Annotated in this window: 12 protein-coding genes and 2 pseudogenes; all 14 read right to left on the bottom strand. The window is 47.9% G+C overall.

Annotated features, from left to right (window positions below; translation table 11 throughout):
- Positions 1–20: 20 nt before the first annotated feature.
- The 14 genes and pseudogenes from ACTWJ7_RS23820 to ACTWJ7_RS23885 all read right to left on the bottom strand — a co-directional run bounded on the left by ACTWJ7_RS23820 (position 21) and on the right by ACTWJ7_RS23885 (position 18,485).
- Positions 21–2,092, bottom strand: a pseudogene (locus tag ACTWJ7_RS23820) (beta-galactosidase).
- A gap of 37 nt (positions 2,093–2,129) precedes the next feature.
- Complete coding sequence (locus ACTWJ7_RS23825; RefSeq protein ID WP_079347128.1) at positions 2,130–3,239, bottom strand: glycoside hydrolase family 53 protein; 1,110 nt, start codon at positions 3,237–3,239, stop codon at positions 2,130–2,132.
- A gap of 32 nt (positions 3,240–3,271) precedes the next feature.
- Positions 3,272–4,150, bottom strand: coding sequence for a carbohydrate ABC transporter permease (locus tag ACTWJ7_RS23830; RefSeq protein WP_024630105.1), 879 nt, complete (start codon positions 4,148–4,150; stop codon positions 3,272–3,274).
- 30 nt (positions 4,151–4,180) lie between these two features.
- Positions 4,181–5,071: an ABC transporter permease gene (locus ACTWJ7_RS23835; RefSeq protein ID WP_024630104.1), complete on the bottom strand. Its 891-nt coding sequence runs from the start codon at positions 5,069–5,071 to the stop codon at positions 4,181–4,183.
- Between the two features lie 246 nt (positions 5,072–5,317).
- A complete protein-coding gene (locus ACTWJ7_RS23840) occupies positions 5,318–6,991 on the bottom strand; it encodes a sugar ABC transporter (protein WP_443146415.1) in 1,674 nt (557 codons plus the stop codon).
- 135 nt (positions 6,992–7,126) lie between these two features.
- The gene (locus ACTWJ7_RS23845; RefSeq protein WP_079347130.1) at positions 7,127–8,749 is read right to left on the bottom strand and encodes a response regulator; all 1,623 of its coding nucleotides are present in this window, start codon (positions 8,747–8,749) and stop codon (positions 7,127–7,129) included.
- 85 nt (positions 8,750–8,834) lie between these two features.
- On the bottom strand, positions 8,835–10,580 hold the full coding sequence (locus tag ACTWJ7_RS23850; protein ID WP_079347132.1) for a sensor histidine kinase: 1,746 nt from the start codon (positions 10,578–10,580) through the stop codon (positions 8,835–8,837).
- Between the two features lie 332 nt (positions 10,581–10,912).
- On the bottom strand, positions 10,913–11,611 hold the full coding sequence (locus ACTWJ7_RS23855) for a hypothetical protein (RefSeq protein ID WP_301879318.1): 699 nt from the start codon (positions 11,609–11,611) through the stop codon (positions 10,913–10,915).
- Between the two features lie 121 nt (positions 11,612–11,732).
- The gene (locus ACTWJ7_RS23860) at positions 11,733–13,259 is read right to left on the bottom strand and encodes an ABC transporter substrate-binding protein (protein ID WP_301879320.1); all 1,527 of its coding nucleotides are present in this window, start codon (positions 13,257–13,259) and stop codon (positions 11,733–11,735) included.
- A gap of 193 nt (positions 13,260–13,452) precedes the next feature.
- Complete coding sequence (locus ACTWJ7_RS23865; RefSeq protein WP_024630098.1) at positions 13,453–14,361, bottom strand: carbohydrate ABC transporter permease; 909 nt, start codon at positions 14,359–14,361, stop codon at positions 13,453–13,455.
- 17 nt (positions 14,362–14,378) lie between these two features.
- Positions 14,379–15,248: pseudogene (locus ACTWJ7_RS23870) on the bottom strand (ABC transporter permease).
- 300 nt (positions 15,249–15,548) lie between these two features.
- On the bottom strand, positions 15,549–16,811 hold the full coding sequence (locus ACTWJ7_RS23875) for a helix-turn-helix domain-containing protein (RefSeq protein WP_443145933.1): 1,263 nt from the start codon (positions 16,809–16,811) through the stop codon (positions 15,549–15,551).
- An 8-nt stretch (positions 16,812–16,819) separates the two neighbouring features.
- Positions 16,820–17,167, bottom strand: a complete 348-nt coding sequence (locus ACTWJ7_RS23880) for a response regulator (protein ID WP_443145934.1) — start codon at positions 17,165–17,167, stop codon at positions 16,820–16,822.
- A complete protein-coding gene (locus tag ACTWJ7_RS23885; RefSeq protein ID WP_443145935.1) occupies positions 17,142–18,485 on the bottom strand; it encodes a sensor histidine kinase in 1,344 nt (447 codons plus the stop codon). The genes ACTWJ7_RS23880 and ACTWJ7_RS23885 overlap by 26 nt, the downstream gene beginning before the upstream one ends.
- Positions 18,486–18,562: the final 77 nt, after the last annotated feature.

Here is an 18,562-nt window from a genome sequence, read left to right on the forward strand (position 1 = left end):
GCCAAATGAGTAATATTCTATTATTTACGCTCAGCCGCTCTGCGCAGTACCCGGATGTCATATGGCTGCAAATCAAGGTTACCCTCTAAAGCATCACCACTCAGCAAATCGGTGTAGGACTGCTCGTCCAGCTTCACCTGTTTCGTCTCCGGTGTGTAGTTCTGCACAAATACATAATCCGCTGTGCCATCTGTACGGATATGTGCCGTAACTCCAGTAGGAAGCTGAGTTTCAAGGGCACGCTCAATCCCCAGATCAGCGATTAAGCTGCCATAGAAATCGTCGTAAAATGGAGCTTTGAAACGCGTAGCCATATAATAGGCTTTACCAGAACCAAGACGGTTGACGGTCAAAGCAGGGCGTCCGGCATAGAAGTCGGAGCGATACGTCGCCAGCGCTTCTGCACCTTCCAGATGAATCAGATCGCATAATTCGAAAGCATCATATTCGGCATACAGTTGAAGCTCGTTGTCCTTCACAGGTACAACTCCATTCAGATCACGGTCATGCAAGCCATCGATCTCTTCCGACCAGATTCCCAGCGTCTTGCGAAGCGGTCCAGGGAAGCCTCCAAGGAAGCACAGATCATTCTCATTTACGATACCTGACCAATACGTAGCTACAAATGTACCGCCATTTTCCACGAATCGCTCAATGCGTTCGCCCACGCCTTCACGCACCAGATAGAGCATAGGTGCGATGAGCAGTTTGTACTTGGAGAGATCAGCATCCATGTCGATGACGTCTACAGGCACACCCTTTTTCCAGAAGGCATCATAATGCCATTCTACCGTCTGCTCGTACTTCACTCCGATGTTACGCGGTCCTTGGGAATCCTTTACCGCCCAGCGGTTTTCCCAGTCGAAAATGATAGCAACTTCTGCCGGAACGGACGTTCCAACAACCGCCTGCATTCCTTCGAGTGCCTTACCTACATCAGTCACGTCCTGGAATACACGGGTATGTTCATGTCCTACATGATCCACAACCGCCCCATGAAGCTTCTCACTGGAACCCCGGCTCTTTCTCCACTGGAAGTACTGCACACTGTCCGAGCCGTGTGCTACAGCCTGCAGTGATGCCAGCAAATGCATACCCGGACGTTTCAATTTGCTGGTCTCTTGCCAGTTGGTTGAGCTTGGTGTGCTCTCCATCAACAGAAACGGCTGTCCTCCTTTGATGGAACGAACAATATCATGCATCATAGCAATTCTCGATGCGAGCGTATCTTCTTCGTCCGCGTCATGCCATGTCGGGTAACTGTCCCAGGACAGGAAATCCAGAATGTCGGCGAACTTCCAGTAGTTCAATCCTTCATAAAATTCCATCAGATTGGTCGTTACCGGCAGATCAGGATTTTTGGCCTTGAGCGGTTTCGTTTCGTGCACGATAAAATCAGCGGTCTGATCCGTTACGAATCGGCGCCAGTCCAGATTCATCGCATGAACCTGTGTCTCTCCATGTGGGGCAGGAGACTCCACTTGACTCCAGTCCGTCACGGTATGGCTCCAGAATGTCGTCCACCAGGAATGATTCAGCTCATCCAGTGTGCCGTATTTGTTTTTGACCCAACCCCGGAAAGCCTCCTGGCAATAATCACAGTGACAGTCCCCACCGAATTCATTCGAAATGTGCCAGCCAATGACTGCCGGATGATCCGAATAACGTTCTGCTAGTTTCGTATTGATCGCCGTAACCTTCTCCCGGTATACAGGGACGTATAACAGTGATTGTGACGGAAGCCGTGCAGATTGCGAACACGGTTGGCCCCAACACGCAGCACTTCGGGATACTTGGCTGACATCCAGGCAGGTCTTGCACCGCTTGGGGTAGCCAGGAATGCATAGATTCCATTGGCAGCAAAACGATCCAGTACCTGATCCAGCCATTCAAACGTGTACACGCCTTCCTCCGGTTCAAGAGATACCCATGAGAAAATGCCGACGGACATCACATTACATTTGGCCAGCTTCATCAGGCGGATATCTTCTTCCAGTACTTCAGGATAGCGGAGCCATTGCTCCGGGTTATAATCTGCACCATGTAACATATGAGGTGCTTTGGAACTTACGGGTGGATATGTGTATGTCATGCTGACAACTCCTTCATTCATTTCATTTTAGAAGCATCTATTTGATCAATACAGCACTCGGCTGCTCATCTAATGTGGTGTCGTTTTCCTTTCCAGCCTTCAGCGCTGAAAACGATTGCAACTTCTGTCCCTTAAAATCAAACATCGTCAGGTTGCCCCAGTTATTCGGATGTCCAACAGACCACTCTTCCTTGCTAGGAATCCAGGCAGGCTCCCAGTAATAGAATCCCGCTCCGAGACCGCCGGGAACTTCACGAATAATCTGCAGCAGATCCTTCAGATAACGTGTCTGTCCTTCCACACTAGCCGGATACCCGGGCAGCAGCAGTTCTTCCTGATTCAGAATCCACTCGTGACCCTCAGGCTGCTCCAATGTCCAAGGATAAGCGGTTTCAACAACGTTGATTGGTTTGCCGTATCGTTTAGCCAGATCATGCAGATTATCCCGGAGTGCATCCAGTGTTCCATGCCACCAAGGGTAATATGAGAGCCCAATGATATCGAACTCCACACCAAGCGCTTCAAATCGATCATAGAACTTGCGACTCTCTGAATTGTCACCACCGCGGTCAATATGAATCATAATCTTGATTTCCGAATCAACCGATTTAACAGCAGCGATACCATACTTCACAAGTCCGGCAAAACGCTCCCACTGTTCATCGGTATCATGTTCTTCTCCGCCGACACGCCCTTCATCCCATAACATGCCCGGTGTAATTTCATTCCCCACCTGCACCATGTCCGGCAATGCATCATGCTCCTTGAGTGTTCTCAGTACATCTGCCGTATAGGTACATACCTCACGCTGCAGTTCCTCATAGGACAACTTCTCCCACGCCTTCGGCTTCCATTGATTGGCTGGATCAGCCCAGCGATCGGAATAATGAAAATCCAGCAAGAATTGCAGGCCTTTTTCCTTGATTCGTTTGGCAACCGCTACCGTCCGCTCCAGATTACAGAACCCGCCTACAGGATCATTCCAGATTCGCAATCGGATTGCATTGGCATCACCCAGCTTAAGAAGGGTCAGCAAATCTGCCTGCTGCCCATGCTCATCACGATAGCTCCCACCATGCTGCTCAATTTCATCCATAAACGACACATCCATTCCGAGAATGAATGCCTCTTCCTTTAAATGGCTCACTTTATCAACCTCCGTTTAATTTAGTTGCAGGCTCAGCCTTTAACCGAACCCAAGGTCATACCTTTGACAAAGAAGCGCTGCAGGAATGGATACACGATCAGAATGGGTGCGCTTCCGATGAAGATTTGTGCCGCTCTTACCGTGGTTTGAGAAAGAGCTTCCATTTCTTTGGGGTTCATGCTCATGCTGCTCATATCCCGACCGATAATGACGGTTTGCATAAACGTAGCCAGCGGGTAATCCTTGGCATTGTTCATGTATAACAATCCGTCAAACCAGGAGTTCCAATGAAACACCATGCTGAATAAGGCAATTGTTGCGATGGATGGCATGGAAATCGGCAGGAAGATCGTGAACAACGTTCTGAAATGGTTGGCTCCGTCCATCAGAGCCGCTTCCTCCAGTTCTTTTGGAATGCCGCGGAAGAAGTTCAGCATCAGAATGACCAGGAAGGTATTGACCGCCCCCGGGAGGACCAGCACCCAGAAGGAATCCATCAGGCCAATCTTCTGGATAACCATGTAGAAGGGAACCAGTCCGCCATTAAAGATCATACTAAAAACAAATATCCATGAATATATCGTTCTGCCTTTAAATTCACTATTTTCTTTCGACAACGGGTACGCCGCCAAGAAGGTAATGAGCAACGTAATTGCTGTGCCGATGACCGTACGCAGGAGGGAGATCCAGAGCGAGTTCAGGAAAATCGGATTGTTCATCGTTTTTTTGTAAGCCTCAAGCGAGAAGCCCACGGGCCAAAGATTGACCAGATTCGCATCGGCCGCAGCCTTCGTGCTGAAAGAGACAGCCAGAACATGAATCATCGGTATAATACACATAATGGCGACCAAAATCAGAAAGCAGGTATTAATTATATTAAACACGCGATAAGGCAATGATTTGTGGTACATCGTGGTCCCTTCTTTCTTATGTTCATTCGATTAGAATATGCGATAACCGGCGTATTTCTTAGCCAGACTGTAAGACACAAGAATCAAAATCATGCTGATTACCGATTTGAACAATCCGATAGCGGTGGCAAAGCCCATCTCACCATTTTGCATCGCAGAACGGTATACGAATGTATCAATGATGTCACCCGTTTGATAAACGAGCGGATTGTACAGATTGAAGATTTGGTCAAACCCGGCATTCAGCACATTTCCGAGCGCTAGCGTTCCTACAACCATCAGCATTGGCACAAGCGAAGGAATCGTAATGTGCAGCGTTTGTTTCCACCGTCCAGCTCCGTCAATCTCTGCTGCTTCGTACAACGCCGGGTTAATTCCGGCAAGGGCAGCCAGGAAAACAATCATGTTATAGCCAAATTCCTTCCACACATCCGTCAGAATGACCGTAGACCGGAACCAGCTGTTATCCCCGAGGAAGAAGTATGGCCCAAGTCCGAAGGTTCCCAGAACCCGGTTAACCAAACCTCCAGTGGACAGCAAATCGATCAAAATCCCGCCCAGGATGACCCAGGACAAGAAGTGAGGCAAGTAGACAAGGGTCTGAATGGTTCTCTGTATAGCCATCTTGCGGACTTCATTCAACAGAATGGCGAAAACAAAAGGAACAAATAAATTAAATATCAGTTTAAGCACAGCAATGATCAGCGTATTCCAGATCACCTGCAAGCTGTCTTGACGCTCAAATAAAAATCGGAAGTTATCCAGCCCGACCCATTCGGAGCCGCTAATGCCGAGCCATGGCTTATAGTTTTGAAATGCCATGACTATGCCGCCCATGGGAATGTAACTGAATATGATCAGAAAGATGATGGCTGGCAGCAGCATTACGTGGAATGGCCAAGTTCGTTTTAAAGTTCTCATGATTGCTCCCCCTGTAATTCTTCCTACTCAAGTACTCCCTGAGTGGCTTATACTGCGATTATATCAACCGTTTGCATAGGTCAAACAGCACATAAAAGCAATATAAATGGCACAAAAGCAACCAGTTTGGACTCGCTGTCTTTCTAGTCATTCTTCCTCTGCTAACTCGCACCTCTCCCAAGCAAATCACGCTCTCACAACGACAAAAAAGCGCACAGACTAATATAGTCTGCGCGCCCCTGTTACTTATTTTTTCACACTGTCATACCATTCGTTAACCTCTTGTGTGATTTGGTCACCGCCACCCGATTTCCATGTTTGCACGAATGTATCAAACGAATCTACCGGGTTTTTGCCATAAATAATTTCATTGAATGCCTGATTCTCAATTTTGTTCAGGTAATCAAGCTTCGATTTCATCGTTGCTGTTGTAGGACCAGTAAACATGTTTTTGTAAGAGATTTCTTCCTGACTGAGCAGCACTTTCGCAGCAGCAGGGGTCTCTTTACCATAGTTAACGGCAACATCCTTCTCAAGCTTCGTTTCAGGCTCTTTGCCATCTGCCAGATTCAGCAGGGCTTTCATCTGAGCATCCGGAATACGAGCACCATCACGAACGAGCAAATAACGTACAACGTTCACATATCCGCCTTCGATTTGATCAATCGGCATTTGTTTACCATTGGCATCCAATTGGTAGTCATAGCCTGCAAACAGTCCGTTATCATACGGGCTGCCCGGTTCTGGGTCTGCATAATTGTCGAACAGGTAATTCTCATACGTGAAGAACGCCTCAGGATGTTCCATGTCTTTCTTAATCAAAATAACGCCGTTGACAAACTGTGTACCGTGACGCATCGCTTTGCCTTCTGGACCGGACGGGATTTGAATCGGTTTCCAGACCGCGCTTGGCACATTTTTCACTGTATCCAGAAGCGGCCATCCGCTCATCCAGTAAGGACCTGGGATAATACCGGCTGTACCTGCCACCGCTGGCTCTGCTGTTTTGTTTTCATCCCATAATGCTGCTTCCTGCGGGATATATCCTTTTTTGAGCCATTCGCTCAATTTGGTCAGACCTTGTTTCATGCCAGGATTGATGGAACCATACTCCAGCTTGCCATCTTCAGCCACATTCCATTGGAACGGCAGTGTTCCGTATGCACCGAAGATCCAGGACGGATCTCCCATCCATGTGTTCATGGATGTTTTGAATCCGATGCTTAGTGGAGTAACCTTGTCCGGAGCCAATCCATCCGGATTTTGGTTTTTGAACGCATCCATGACTGTTTCCAGCTCATCGATCGTTTTTGGTGCCTCCAGATTCAGCTTGTCCAGCCAGTCCTGGCGAATCCACAGCAGGTAATCATTGTTGTAGGCATAGTCCAGTACGGGAATACCCATTCTTTTGCCATCACGGCTGTACTGGTTCCATACATTGGGGTCCTGCTCCATCGCTTTTTTCCATGTGTCAGAAGCATATTTGTCGAACAGCGGACCCACTTCCTGATACATGCCAGAATCAATCAGATCCTGAGCAAGCAGGTTATCCCCAACCGTTACAATATCAGGCATCTCCTGACCGGAAGACATCGCAAGTCGAAGCTTCGTAGCAAACGCTCCGTTTGTATCCGTTACAGACCACAATGATTTGATGTCGATACCAAATTGCTCTTTGGCCCACTTGGTTGCTACGTTATTTTCCATCGATTCGCCATTTTTGAATTTCAGCTCAGGGTCAATTCCCCATGCCGTTGTAAGGGTTACTGCCGGATCATATTTTTCTTTGTATTCGTTTTCAACAGCAGGTGTGCTTGATGATGCACTATCTCCGCCTCCATTGCCTCCTGAACAGCCTGCAAGAACGACAGTAAGACACAGCGTCGTAGCGAGAAGCGACAGTACTCTCTTTTCGTGGATTTCGCTCTCAATGTTGTTCCCCCTTCAATCATTTTGGTTACCCTTTCATTATAGGCCTGCCGGGTCTTTCAGCCTATGTCACGAAAACAAGATTTCTGCACCTTTGGCAACCTATATGTTGGAATGATGTTGAAATTATGCCTGATCCCGATATTCATTCGGTGTCATTCCGTAATGCTTTTTGAACATTTTGCTGAAATATTGCGGATTCTGGTACCCTAACTCACTGGTAATCTCGTATATCTTTTTGTTGGTATTTTTGAGCAAATACAATGCACGCTCCATCCGCATGCGAATCATATAATCGCCCAGCCCTTCACCTGTCTCGGCTTTGTAGATCTTGGACAAATACACGGGATGCAAATATACCTTGTCTGCGATCATCTTCACGGACAGATCCTGTCCTGCATCTCTCGTTACCATTTCCTGAACCTGCTTGATGACGTGTCTTCGACTTTGTACACCTTCCTGATCCGATAGCTCATCCTGCAGCTTGGCAAGCATCTCCGTCGCCCAGCGGCGAAGCTTGTCAGGCGATTGAATCAGTTGGTGTGCGAGCAGCAGGTCAAATCCCGCATGATCAATCTCATGCACGAGATGCCCCTGCTTATGCGCGATATACATAAAAGCATTCGTTACAGACAAATACATCTCATATACATGCTCTCTGGAGAGACATACGCGGTCCGCTGCATCAAATACAGCATTCAGTTTGCGTGCCGCAGCCTCCCACTGTTTGGTTTCAAGCAGCTGAGGCAGCACGGGTGGCTTATAGAGCTCTTCAAGCGCTTGCGCCGCATCGTTCTCCGGGCGTTTGGACAGCTCTTTATCCATATAAATGACCGTATTTTCCTCTGGACCCGACAATACAAGTGATCCCAGACCTTTACGATAAGCGGTCGTTAGATCGGCAAATTGAAACGGTGCGGTAACCACCATCGACAGATTGCCTTGAAGATAACGAATGACATGCTCGCGGAAAGTCCCTGCCGGTTGCTTCAGTTCATCCACGTTTGTCTGAACAAGCTCCGTCCAGCCCTGACTCTGTATAATCATAACCAGACACTCATGAGGACCTCGTCCAAACCACACATTGAAATGGGGACCGAATACTTCCTCGGCGATATTGCCCACCGCAAACTCCATCAGATCCAGTGATTGCTGATCCATTGACGAGAACCGACCTGTAAGGCGAATGAGCATCATGACCGCCGGTTGATCCGGCTGGAGTACAATCTCGTACTTCTCCAGCTGTTCACCAAGTGCTCGTGCTGTAATTTCGCGGCCCAGCAACAGATCGTGCATCAGATTTTCACGCAAAATTTTATAATCCGACTTCCGGCTATATAACAACCGATGGTATTTATCAAATTCATCCCACTCATCCCGAAGGGACGTGATGGCAGCGGAGACCGAAGCCATGAATTCCTCATCGTTCACCGGCTTGAGAATATAATCGGCAGCCTGCAGCTGAATCGCTTTCTTGGCATATTGAAAATCACTGTGCCCGGTCAGCAGGATGCAGCGGATATGCGCCCATCGACTGCTTACCTCCTCAATCAGCTCCAGTCCGGACATGCCCGGCATTCGAATATCGGTCACCACAAGATCCACGGCATTCTCTTCCAAAATCTGCAGCGCTTCCTTGCCAGATGCCGCACGGAAAACCGTTGTAACCCCGAGCTCTCCCCAGGGAATGGTTAATTCCAGACTTTCAGTCACATATGTTTCATCATCCACCAGTAAGATATCTATCAAGACACTCACTCCCTATCTGCTGAATTATGCAAGGCATTCCATCGTTATCATGCTATAGTCATATGGCGTCTCTATTTCTATCTTTCTATTGAAGAAGATGTTCCTCGTCAACAGGCCAGAACAAGGTAACACGCAGCCCACCAAGCGGTGATTCCGTTACACTTAATCCTGCCTGCTCCCCATACCTGAGCTGAAGACGCTGGTTGACGTTCCATAGTCCACATCCCATCTCTTGATCCATACCACCTGTGAGTTTATGCAGAAGCATCTGCCTACCCAGTTCATCCATGCCTTGCCCGTCGTCATCCACGGTAAGAATCATCATGCCATCTCTCTGTTCTCCCGAAACTCGTATTTCTCCAGCTTCGGCATCAGCTTCAATTCCATGAATAACCGCATTCTCCACCAGAGGTTGTACGATTAGCGGAGGCACCTCCTGCCTCAGGATATCTTCCGGCAAGTCAATTTTGAAACGTATTCGGTCCATACGCATCTGCTGAATTTCCAGATAACAGGTGACGAATTCAATTTCCTCCGTAAGCGGCACGACATCACGCTCCTGCCTCGTCGTATACCGATAGTATCGGGACAGATTATGCGACATCGCAACTACTGCATCCACACGCTTCAACTTTGCCATGCTCGTAATAAACGAGAAACAATTATAGAAAAAGTGTGGATTAATCTGCGATTGCAGCTGTTTCAGCCGGGCTTCGCGCACATGAATCTGTTCCAGATACACGTGTTCAAACAGCTGCTGAATCTGCGCCACCATGGAGTTGAATCGTTCCGACAAAAAGCTGAATTCATTGCGTCCTTTCGGCGTGATTCGAACTGAATAATCCTCCTGCTTCAATCGTTGAAATCCACGAATTAACTGTTTGACGGGGACCTGAACCTGAACGTATAACAGATAGGCCACAGCAAAACTCATCAAGAGCAGACAGATCATGGCCGAATAAAACAGTATATTGGATTGATGAATTGGCTTCAGAATCGCCGATAGTGGCATGTAATCGACCAGATACCAGCCTGTCGTGCTGGACTTTACCGTATTCACCATGTACGGCTCGCCGTCAATAACGACTGTCCGGTTATCCACATCCTTAAGCTTAGCAATAGCCAGCTTGTCCATCAGCTGACCTGTTAGTGCACGATCTGAAGTTCGGTTATAGATAACCCCCGACTCTTCCCGGTAATAAAACGGATCATGGCGGCCATCGTCCTTAAATTTGTCCAGCATATCCCGAATATTGTCACTGTCGAATTCAAGCTTAATCACGGTCTGTGCATTGGCTGCCGGGTCGCTAATGCCGTATGGAGATACGGTGATCCAGCTAAAGATGAATTTCTCATCTTCCCCCTCCTGAATCTTTCGAACATTCCATCCGGATGACATGTTGCCTCGCAGTGTCTGCTGATCATAATAGCCAGCATCTCTTTCAGAGATGACCCTGCCCAGCGTCGGCGAATACAGATATAATTTTGTTGTCCAGTTCGATGAACTTTCCTGGATGCTCAGCTTGTTCTGAATGCGTTTAACCAGATTGATCGTATCCAGATCGAAATATTTACTATCGGCGTAGATCCGCCGGAAGCTCGCAATATCGGGGTCATGGATGAGCAGATTCGGCCACGAGGATAACAATTCGATGTGGGTATTCACTTGATTTTGAAAAAACTCGAGCTGGTTGCTGTTGGAGCGATTGAGTTCATCCCGCAGAACTGCTGTTGTTTTATGGTTGGAATACCAGTACAGCAGTACGACTGGAACCAGCATAATTAGAATTAAAATGACCATTTTGGAAAATAGATTCGTCCGGTATGACATCTTCTTACCTCACCTTGCCTTCATTAGTCAGTGAATCTAATTTTAACGATGCAAGCATTAAACATAAACTCTTTTTTTCTGGGTGAATCCGCTTCACAGCTTATCCGTTATTCCGAACCTAATCCCATTACAATCGACTCTCTATATATCGTAAGCGTTACCATATCCATGCATAAAGGTGACAAAGCCAACTTTTCTGCACTAATTGCAACTTCCACGCAAAAAAAGAGCCGACAACCGTCAGCTCCTTTCTAAATGCAGCATATTGATTAATTTCTTCTAACTTGAAAGCTCTTCTTATGTATTCATTCTATCTTGCTAACGCAATATTCTTATGGAATATCGTAATCAAACACGGTGTTCTCTCCATCCACGGCGACATCTAGGACAATATCGGTTAACTTTCCTTTCACTTGCAGCGGGGAGTCAGCCAATCCGGAAAACGCCAGTTGACCCTTAAAGGTTCCATGCGGCTCAATCTCTATATGCACAGGTTTTAGCTGGACCGATTGCAGGGATTCATAGAGCGGATCATCCTGGTGTTTGTAACTACGGGCCAGGTCAGGCAAGAGCACAGCTGCGACAGGCTCTCTGGTGTAATTTTTGAGTGTCAGGTCACAATTTACCCGTGTGATCCCATTATCCAGTACATCATAGGTACAGGAGCTATCATTTTGGACATAGGAAACACCATGAACACCGGAAGCTCCCCATTTGGCTACATACATTAATTTATCCGTCATGAAGGAGTAACTGAGAACGATAGCGAGAACGATCAGCCAGAGACGTTTGGCCAGAACCGGATATAAGGGCATAATTTCTTTGCGTGTAAGATAGTAGCTGCACACTAATATACCCATTCCAAAAAATAACGTGATATGCACACCACTTACGTAGGCAGTGGTGTAAGGCGACATTCCTATAGCAGACAACATCGTGTCCCCTACAGAAAAACCGAGGTGATGCTTAAACGTAAAGATGATGCCAAACAGCAATAACATCGCAGAGAACACAAGTCTGGTTCTCGACACACGAACACCCCTAATCAACCACCTGATTATATCATATTTTTCCTTATTATGGTTTGTGACCCAAATAAAAAAAGACGCTTCGGTTTTTGACCGAAAACGTCTTTGATTTTGCAACTCAAATCTACTTCTTGGACAGGAATGCATCGAGTTGCTCTTGTTTGGCTGCAATGATTTTATCAATACCTGCAGCTTTCAGCTTCTCCAGATATTTCGGGATCATTTCATTCGGATCTACTGCACCCGAGGTCATGCCCGGTTTGAACTGTTTGTTCACGTTGTTGACCGCAGCAATTTCATTTTTGACCGATTGACTGTTGAAGGTAAAGCCCAGTGCAGGTGACTTGACGCCTTTGGCATTAAACTCCTTGAATTTTTCCCATTTCTGCGGATCTTCATTATCCCAGAGGTAGTTCAGGAACTGGTTGCCCAGCTGCCATTGTGCGCCCGGATTGTATGTTCGACTGTTCGCATCCACCCCTTGTGGGAGGGTAATAATGTTGTCCTGACCGTCTTTTTTCACATAATGTGTGCCTTCGATTCCGAAATTGAGCAGATTGTTAATCTCTTTGTCGGAATGCAGCAGGTTAATGACTTGCATCACCTTTTCCGGCTGCTCAGAGGAACGGGAGATCGCCAGCATGGCACCGGAAGCATCCCCGGTTGTAATCGTAGGCTGTGTCATTTCAATCTGAGTCAGTGGATAACCAACATACCCTTCTTCTTCCTTATCCTTGCCCGGCTTCATGCCATCGGTCCAAAGGAAAGCCTTGCCTGCCTTCGCCTGATCTTTCGGGAACACATTGGAGGTCGCCGCATCACTGTTGATGTATCCAGCCTGATACCACTTGCGTGCAAGCTCAGCGGCTTCCTTGAATTCAGGGGTCTCTACTTCATTCAGCACCGTCGTTGTACCCGCTGTTTTGGAGATTACACCCGGCACGGATGCATCACCGAGATAATCCCAGTCTAGGTTCTCCAGCAGCCCGTTACCATTGGTATTGGACATATAAAACGGAGTAATACCCGGTTCGTTTTCCTTAATGGTTTTGAGCAATGGCTCCAGATCAGCCCACGTTTTCACTGCGGTCAGATCCAGTTTGTATTTGTCAGCCAGATCTTTGCGTACGAGTACACCACGTGTTGCTGCCAATTCCTTGTTGGTAGGAACACCATAGTTTACGCCATCCACCTGGGAGCCTTCCAGAAAGGCGGGATCCAGATTTTTCTTGATATCCTGCCCATACTTGTCAAGCAGCTCATTAAGCGGCAGGAAAGCACCTTTGGCCACATTGACGGTATAATTTTGCCAAGCCGCCGTGAAAATAATATCTGATTTTTCGCCGGAAGAGATCATCAGATTCAGCTTGTTATCCCACTGACCCCAGTCGATCGCATTGATCTTGAGTGTTGCCCCGATCTTGGGCTCCATCTTTTTGTTGATCTCGGCCTCAACCAGAGCTACATCTTTCTGTGGCGTTCCCGGATAATACAACGTCACTTCATAAGGCTTACCCCCACTCTCCGCTGCACCGCCACCCTCTGCTGCCGGTGTTGTTCCGCCTTTGTCCGATGAGCACCCTGCCAGCACCAGGCTCAGCGCCATAACTGCTGCCGCGATACGCGGCCATACCTTAAACGTTCTAACCAAATGAACCCCTCCCGTCTTATGTTGGACCCTGCAACCGATTGCCCCAATTCGCCATGTTTTCAATCTGCCAAAGTCCGTTCCTTTGCCGGTCCTCCGGCGTGTCTTTACTCGCTGATTTTTGTATATGCCCTCTCAGGTCCATCTTCGTTATCTTCGTTATATATCCGTTGCCCTCTCCGCTAACCGACCGGAGTTACCCCTTCACTGCGCCCACCGTAAGGCCTTTGATGAAATAACGCTGGAAGAATGGATATGCCAGTACAATTGGACCAATACCGACAACAGCCATCGCCATTTGCAGTGTTTTATTCGGCAGATTCAGCAATCCGCCCTGTGACGAAATCTGTGAAGAGACATTGGAGTTGGATGTTAAATATTGAATATCGAGCAGCGTCCGGTACATGAGGTACTGAAGGCTGATCGTTCGGTTATCGGATATAAAAATCATGCTAAGATACCAGTCGTTCCAGTAATTCAATGTGCTGAACAGCGCAACGGTCGCCATCACCGGAAGGGAAAGCGGAAGCACGATACGTGTAAACGTTCTCAGTTCACCTGCTCCATCAATCCGTGCCGATTCAAGAATCGATACCGGAATGGAATTGGCGAAGAAGGTCCGCATGACCAGTACGAAGAACGGTGACAGCAGCAGCGGCATGATCAATGCCAGAATCGAGTTTTTCAAATCCAGTACGTTCACATAAACGAGATACCAAGGAACCAGCCCGCCATTGAACAGCATGGTGAAAAAGATGAAAAAAGCGAACCACCCGCGATACGGCAAATCCCTCCGGGAAAGCGGATACGCGTACAATGCAGTCAACGCTACACTCGTTATCGTACCTATCACGGTTACGATAATTGAAATGCCATAGGAATGGATGATCTGATCCATGTCTTTGAACAGAAACTCATAAGCAGTCAGGCTGAACTTCTCCGGAATCAGCTTATACCCGTTCGCAATAACCGTCGTCTCGTCCGAGAATGAGATCGCGAAGACAAGCAGGATCGGCACGATGCAGGCAATGGCATAGAAGATAAACATACCGTGTATGATAGACGCGGAACGCCGCGACACAGCTAATGGATCACGTGATTTCACAGCTGGCTTGCCTCCTCTCAAAATAATGCATTATCTTTGTCCATTCTCCTTACGATGGTATTGGATACAAGCACAAGCACAAATCCGACAACAGCCTGATACAGCCCGGCTGCCGAGGACATCCCGATATCTCCCCCAATGAGGAAGGTTTCGGTATACATACGTATCCAGAACGTTCGTTACCGGGAACAATGCGCCGATTCCAGTGGAACCTGATAAAACAGACTGAAATCCGCGTAGAAAATACGACCGATCTGCAGCAATGTCATAATGACAATCAGCGGGACGAGAAACGGAACGGTAATGAAGCGAATCTGATGCCACTTACTCGCGCCATCCAGTACGGCCGCTTCATAATATTCCTCATCAATGCCTACGACGGCTGCCAGATAAATGACAGCGTAATAACCGATATTCTTCCACGTATTCACCAGCGGCAAAATGTACGGCCAGTACTTGGGCTCTGAATACCAATCAATTGGTTGTCCGCCAAAGAGCTGAAGAATCGTCGAGTTCATGAAGCCCGAATCCTTGCCGAGAAAGGCGAGTACGAGATAACTGACTACGATCATCGACAGAAAATAAGGAAGCAGCATGAGTGACTGATACAATTTGGACATCGCCTTGTTCTTCACTTCATTCAGCAAAATGGCAAGCCCTACACCTACAAATAAATTCAGCGCAATAAATACGGTGTTATATGCGAGCGTATTACGTGTGATCTCCCAAGCATCGCTGGTGGAAAACAAATACTTGAAATTATCCCAGCCGCTCCACGGGCTGCCCCAAATACCGTCGGCATAGTTTACATTTTTGAAGGCAATCAGAACGCCGAACATTGGCATATAGTTGTTCACCAGCAGAAACAGAATGCCTGGTAAAAACATGAGATACAAAACCTTGAATTTACCTAGATTGTACAGGACAGACTTTCGTTTTCGAACCGGTATATCCGGTATGTCCCTTCCATCCGATAGACGTGCTCCCTTACCCGCCTGGGGTTGTGTCTTCATAACTTGTTCTCCCTCACTCCTCTTGAATTTCATCCTCAGGATGAAACACCGCTGTGTCTCCTGTGGTTCAAGTATACGGCGGGGCGTTCACGTCCACTATCTGCTGTGGTGACCTGTTCACTTATCAAATTATGACTTTAAGGCGTCAAAAAACAAAAGACGCAGCATGCTGCGTCAAATCTGTACCGTTCGGGACTGTTTGCGAAACTCCTGGGGTGTAATACCCGTGCACTTTTTAAACATCTTCGTAAAATGAGAGTAGTTGTAGTACCCCACCTTGCCTGCGATATCCGTCACCTTCACGGTTGACTGGGACAATAAGGTCTTCGCTTTGGCTACTCTGCGCTGGAGAATGAATTCGGAGAGCGACATGCCCTTTTCTTTACGAAACAAGCGGGATAGATAGGCCGGATTAAATCCGGCAAAGGACGCAAGTTCTTCTCGCATCAGCTCTTCACCAATATGATTTTCAATGTAGATACACAACTGGTCCACAATGGTCATTGGACTGTGATCGTCCGGGTACAATACCGGAATGGCACGACTGATCAGGTCTGAGGTCCACTGCTTCAGCTGGGGCAATGAACGTGTCACAACGCTTTCTTCCGGCTCTCGTTCGCCAGGGTACAGGCTGCGTACGGATACATTTTTCTGATGGAGCAGCGGGTAGATCACATGCAGCATTGCATGATAATACAGGTGGAGAATTTCTGGTGACAGCCGCTCCTGGGCAGCCAGTAATTCAAAGATTTCATCGACACGCTCGCGCAGGTCATCAAACTTCCCCGTTTCGAACAGGATGGACAGCTCGGAAAACCACGGTATGGGCAGAAAGCGATCCTCCGTATCTCGGCCCACTTCGTCATAGATGAAGACCCCTTCAAGCTCGTTGATATTGCGACGCTCCATGTCCATCAGCTCATTCAGCATACCCTGAAGATCCGTAACAGCCACCGGAACTCCAACATAACAGGATAATCGGCAATAAAAATAATTACCGCACTCCTGAATATAGCTCTGACATCCTTGCGCCAATTTACTCGCCGTTGGTACGATACCGTCCTGTTCGTATGCAAGCACAATATTCAGTCCACTGTGGTCCTGAAACACTTCGCCGGGTTTGTCACCAAGCAGCATTTCCTTGGCAGCATTGCGGAGCGCATATTCCAGCACCTCCTCATCACGCAGGTCGAAGTCTCGCACCCATTCTTCGACGGATATGACAATCGGCAGCACACGCGCTTGCGGATCAATCTCGGCTCCGTACACCTCGGCCAGTTCCTGAAGCTTTTGATGAGTTAAGGTTACCCGTTGTGAGAGGGCATCTTTCCAGAAACGCTCGGTCAACAGCGGTTTATGAGTTTGCCAGCGTTTGTACACGGTCTCATATACTTCATTGGTGCGGGAACGCAGCTCCCCGTCCTTAATTTTGTCCATGGCCTGGTTCACAACCTTGAGCAGCTGGTCTGCGGAGCAGGCTTCAGCACATAATCGAAGCTGTTCAGCTTGATTGCGGTTTGGGCATAATCGAACAGGGCGTGCCCCGTAAGAAAAATAGTTAACATCCCGGGATCATGCTTTAACACCCAACTCTGCAGATCCAGTCCCGTCTCACCCGGCATCTCAATATCACAGATCATAATATCGATGGGATGGGTTTTTATCAGCAATCTCGCTTCTTCGGCATCCCCAGCACTGAACACCTGGTCAATTCCGGCCAGGCTCCAGTCCACCCCTTCCACCATCGCTTGCAGGGCATACACTTCATCATCCACGATCAACAGGTTCCGCATAGGCTCTCCCTTCTTCCTCTTCCGTCTGGGCGGGCATATGAATAACGACTGCTGCCCCTCCTTCAGTCTGATTCCTGAATTGCAATCCGGCATGTTCGCCGTATTTCACTAACAGCCGATGGATAACGTTCCAGATGCCAATGTGCTGCCCACCCGGAGCTTCGGCATATTGCCCCTGCTGCAGTCGCTCCAGTATTTCTTGTTCAAAGCCAACACCGTTATCGGTAATGGAAAGTTGAAGTACCGAATCAATTTCATTTTCGATATGTGAATCAGACCCAGATAACGTTTTCGTTTTCCGGGCAGTTATGCGTATAACAAAAGGCTCTGTGCGCCGCTGAAAGCCATGAATGATGGCATTCTCCACAAAAGGCTGAATCGTTAAGGGCGGCAGCACATAATGCCCGAGATCCGGGCCAACATCCAGAGCGAACTCCAGCTTGTTTGGAAACCGCAGCTTCTGAATCTCCAAATAATGACTAATATGTTCCAGTTCTTCATCCAATCGAATAACACGTTTGCCTGCACGCAGGCTGAACCGGAAATAATCCGCTAGGTGACCAGCCATCTGCTGTACAAGCTCATGCTTTTGCAACGAAGCCAGGCTATGAATGATATTCAAGGAATTCAGATAAAAGTGAGGATTGATCTGCATCTGCAATTGTTTGAACTCTGCTTCCCTCGTCCGCAATTGCTCCTCATACACATCAATCTTCAGATGCTGGATTTCACTTGTCATCTGATTGAAGCTGTGCGTAACAAACTCCAGTTCAGATGAAGCCGGCGTCTCCAGCCTCACATCAAGCTCCCCTCGGCTAACCCTTCTCATCCCGCGTATGAGCACATTCATTGGACGGAACAAAAGCTGCCTGAGAAAAATCATCGCTGTAATCAGGATGACCGCTGCACCAATCGGAAGCAGGCGAATGATCTGCTGAAAAAATGGCAGGTTTCGCATCATGTCCTCCTCGGGCAGCAGGACAATATAATTCATCTCGGACATGGCTGAGGGAATTCCAAGCATCAGGTACTGACGTGCACTGCCAGTGGATGTCACTTCAGAGATCACCTGGTAGGGATTATTTAACCCAGTGATATGGGCAGCGGCCAGCTTGATTTGTGCCGAGTTCAGGGCTGAATCGGACATGGCCCCACCATCCGCTCCTACGATGACGGCTCCTCCCCGGTTACCGGATTCCGTAAATTGCTCGGGGTGATTCAGTGCATTCATGTCTACAAGCGCCCCTGCATAGAACTGAGCGTTGATCCGTACCGTTTTGACCAAGGCATTCCATGTGCCCCCCGAACGATGCTCCACTCCGGCTTCTGGATTTCCCCTCGAGTTGCTGCATCTGAACCGGCATACTCTCCTGAACAATCGACATTTTGACATCA

It is taken from the genome of Paenibacillus sp. 1A_MP2, assembly GCF_052244825.1.
Lineage (GTDB): Bacteria > Bacillota > Bacilli > Paenibacillales > Paenibacillaceae > Paenibacillus > Paenibacillus vandeheii.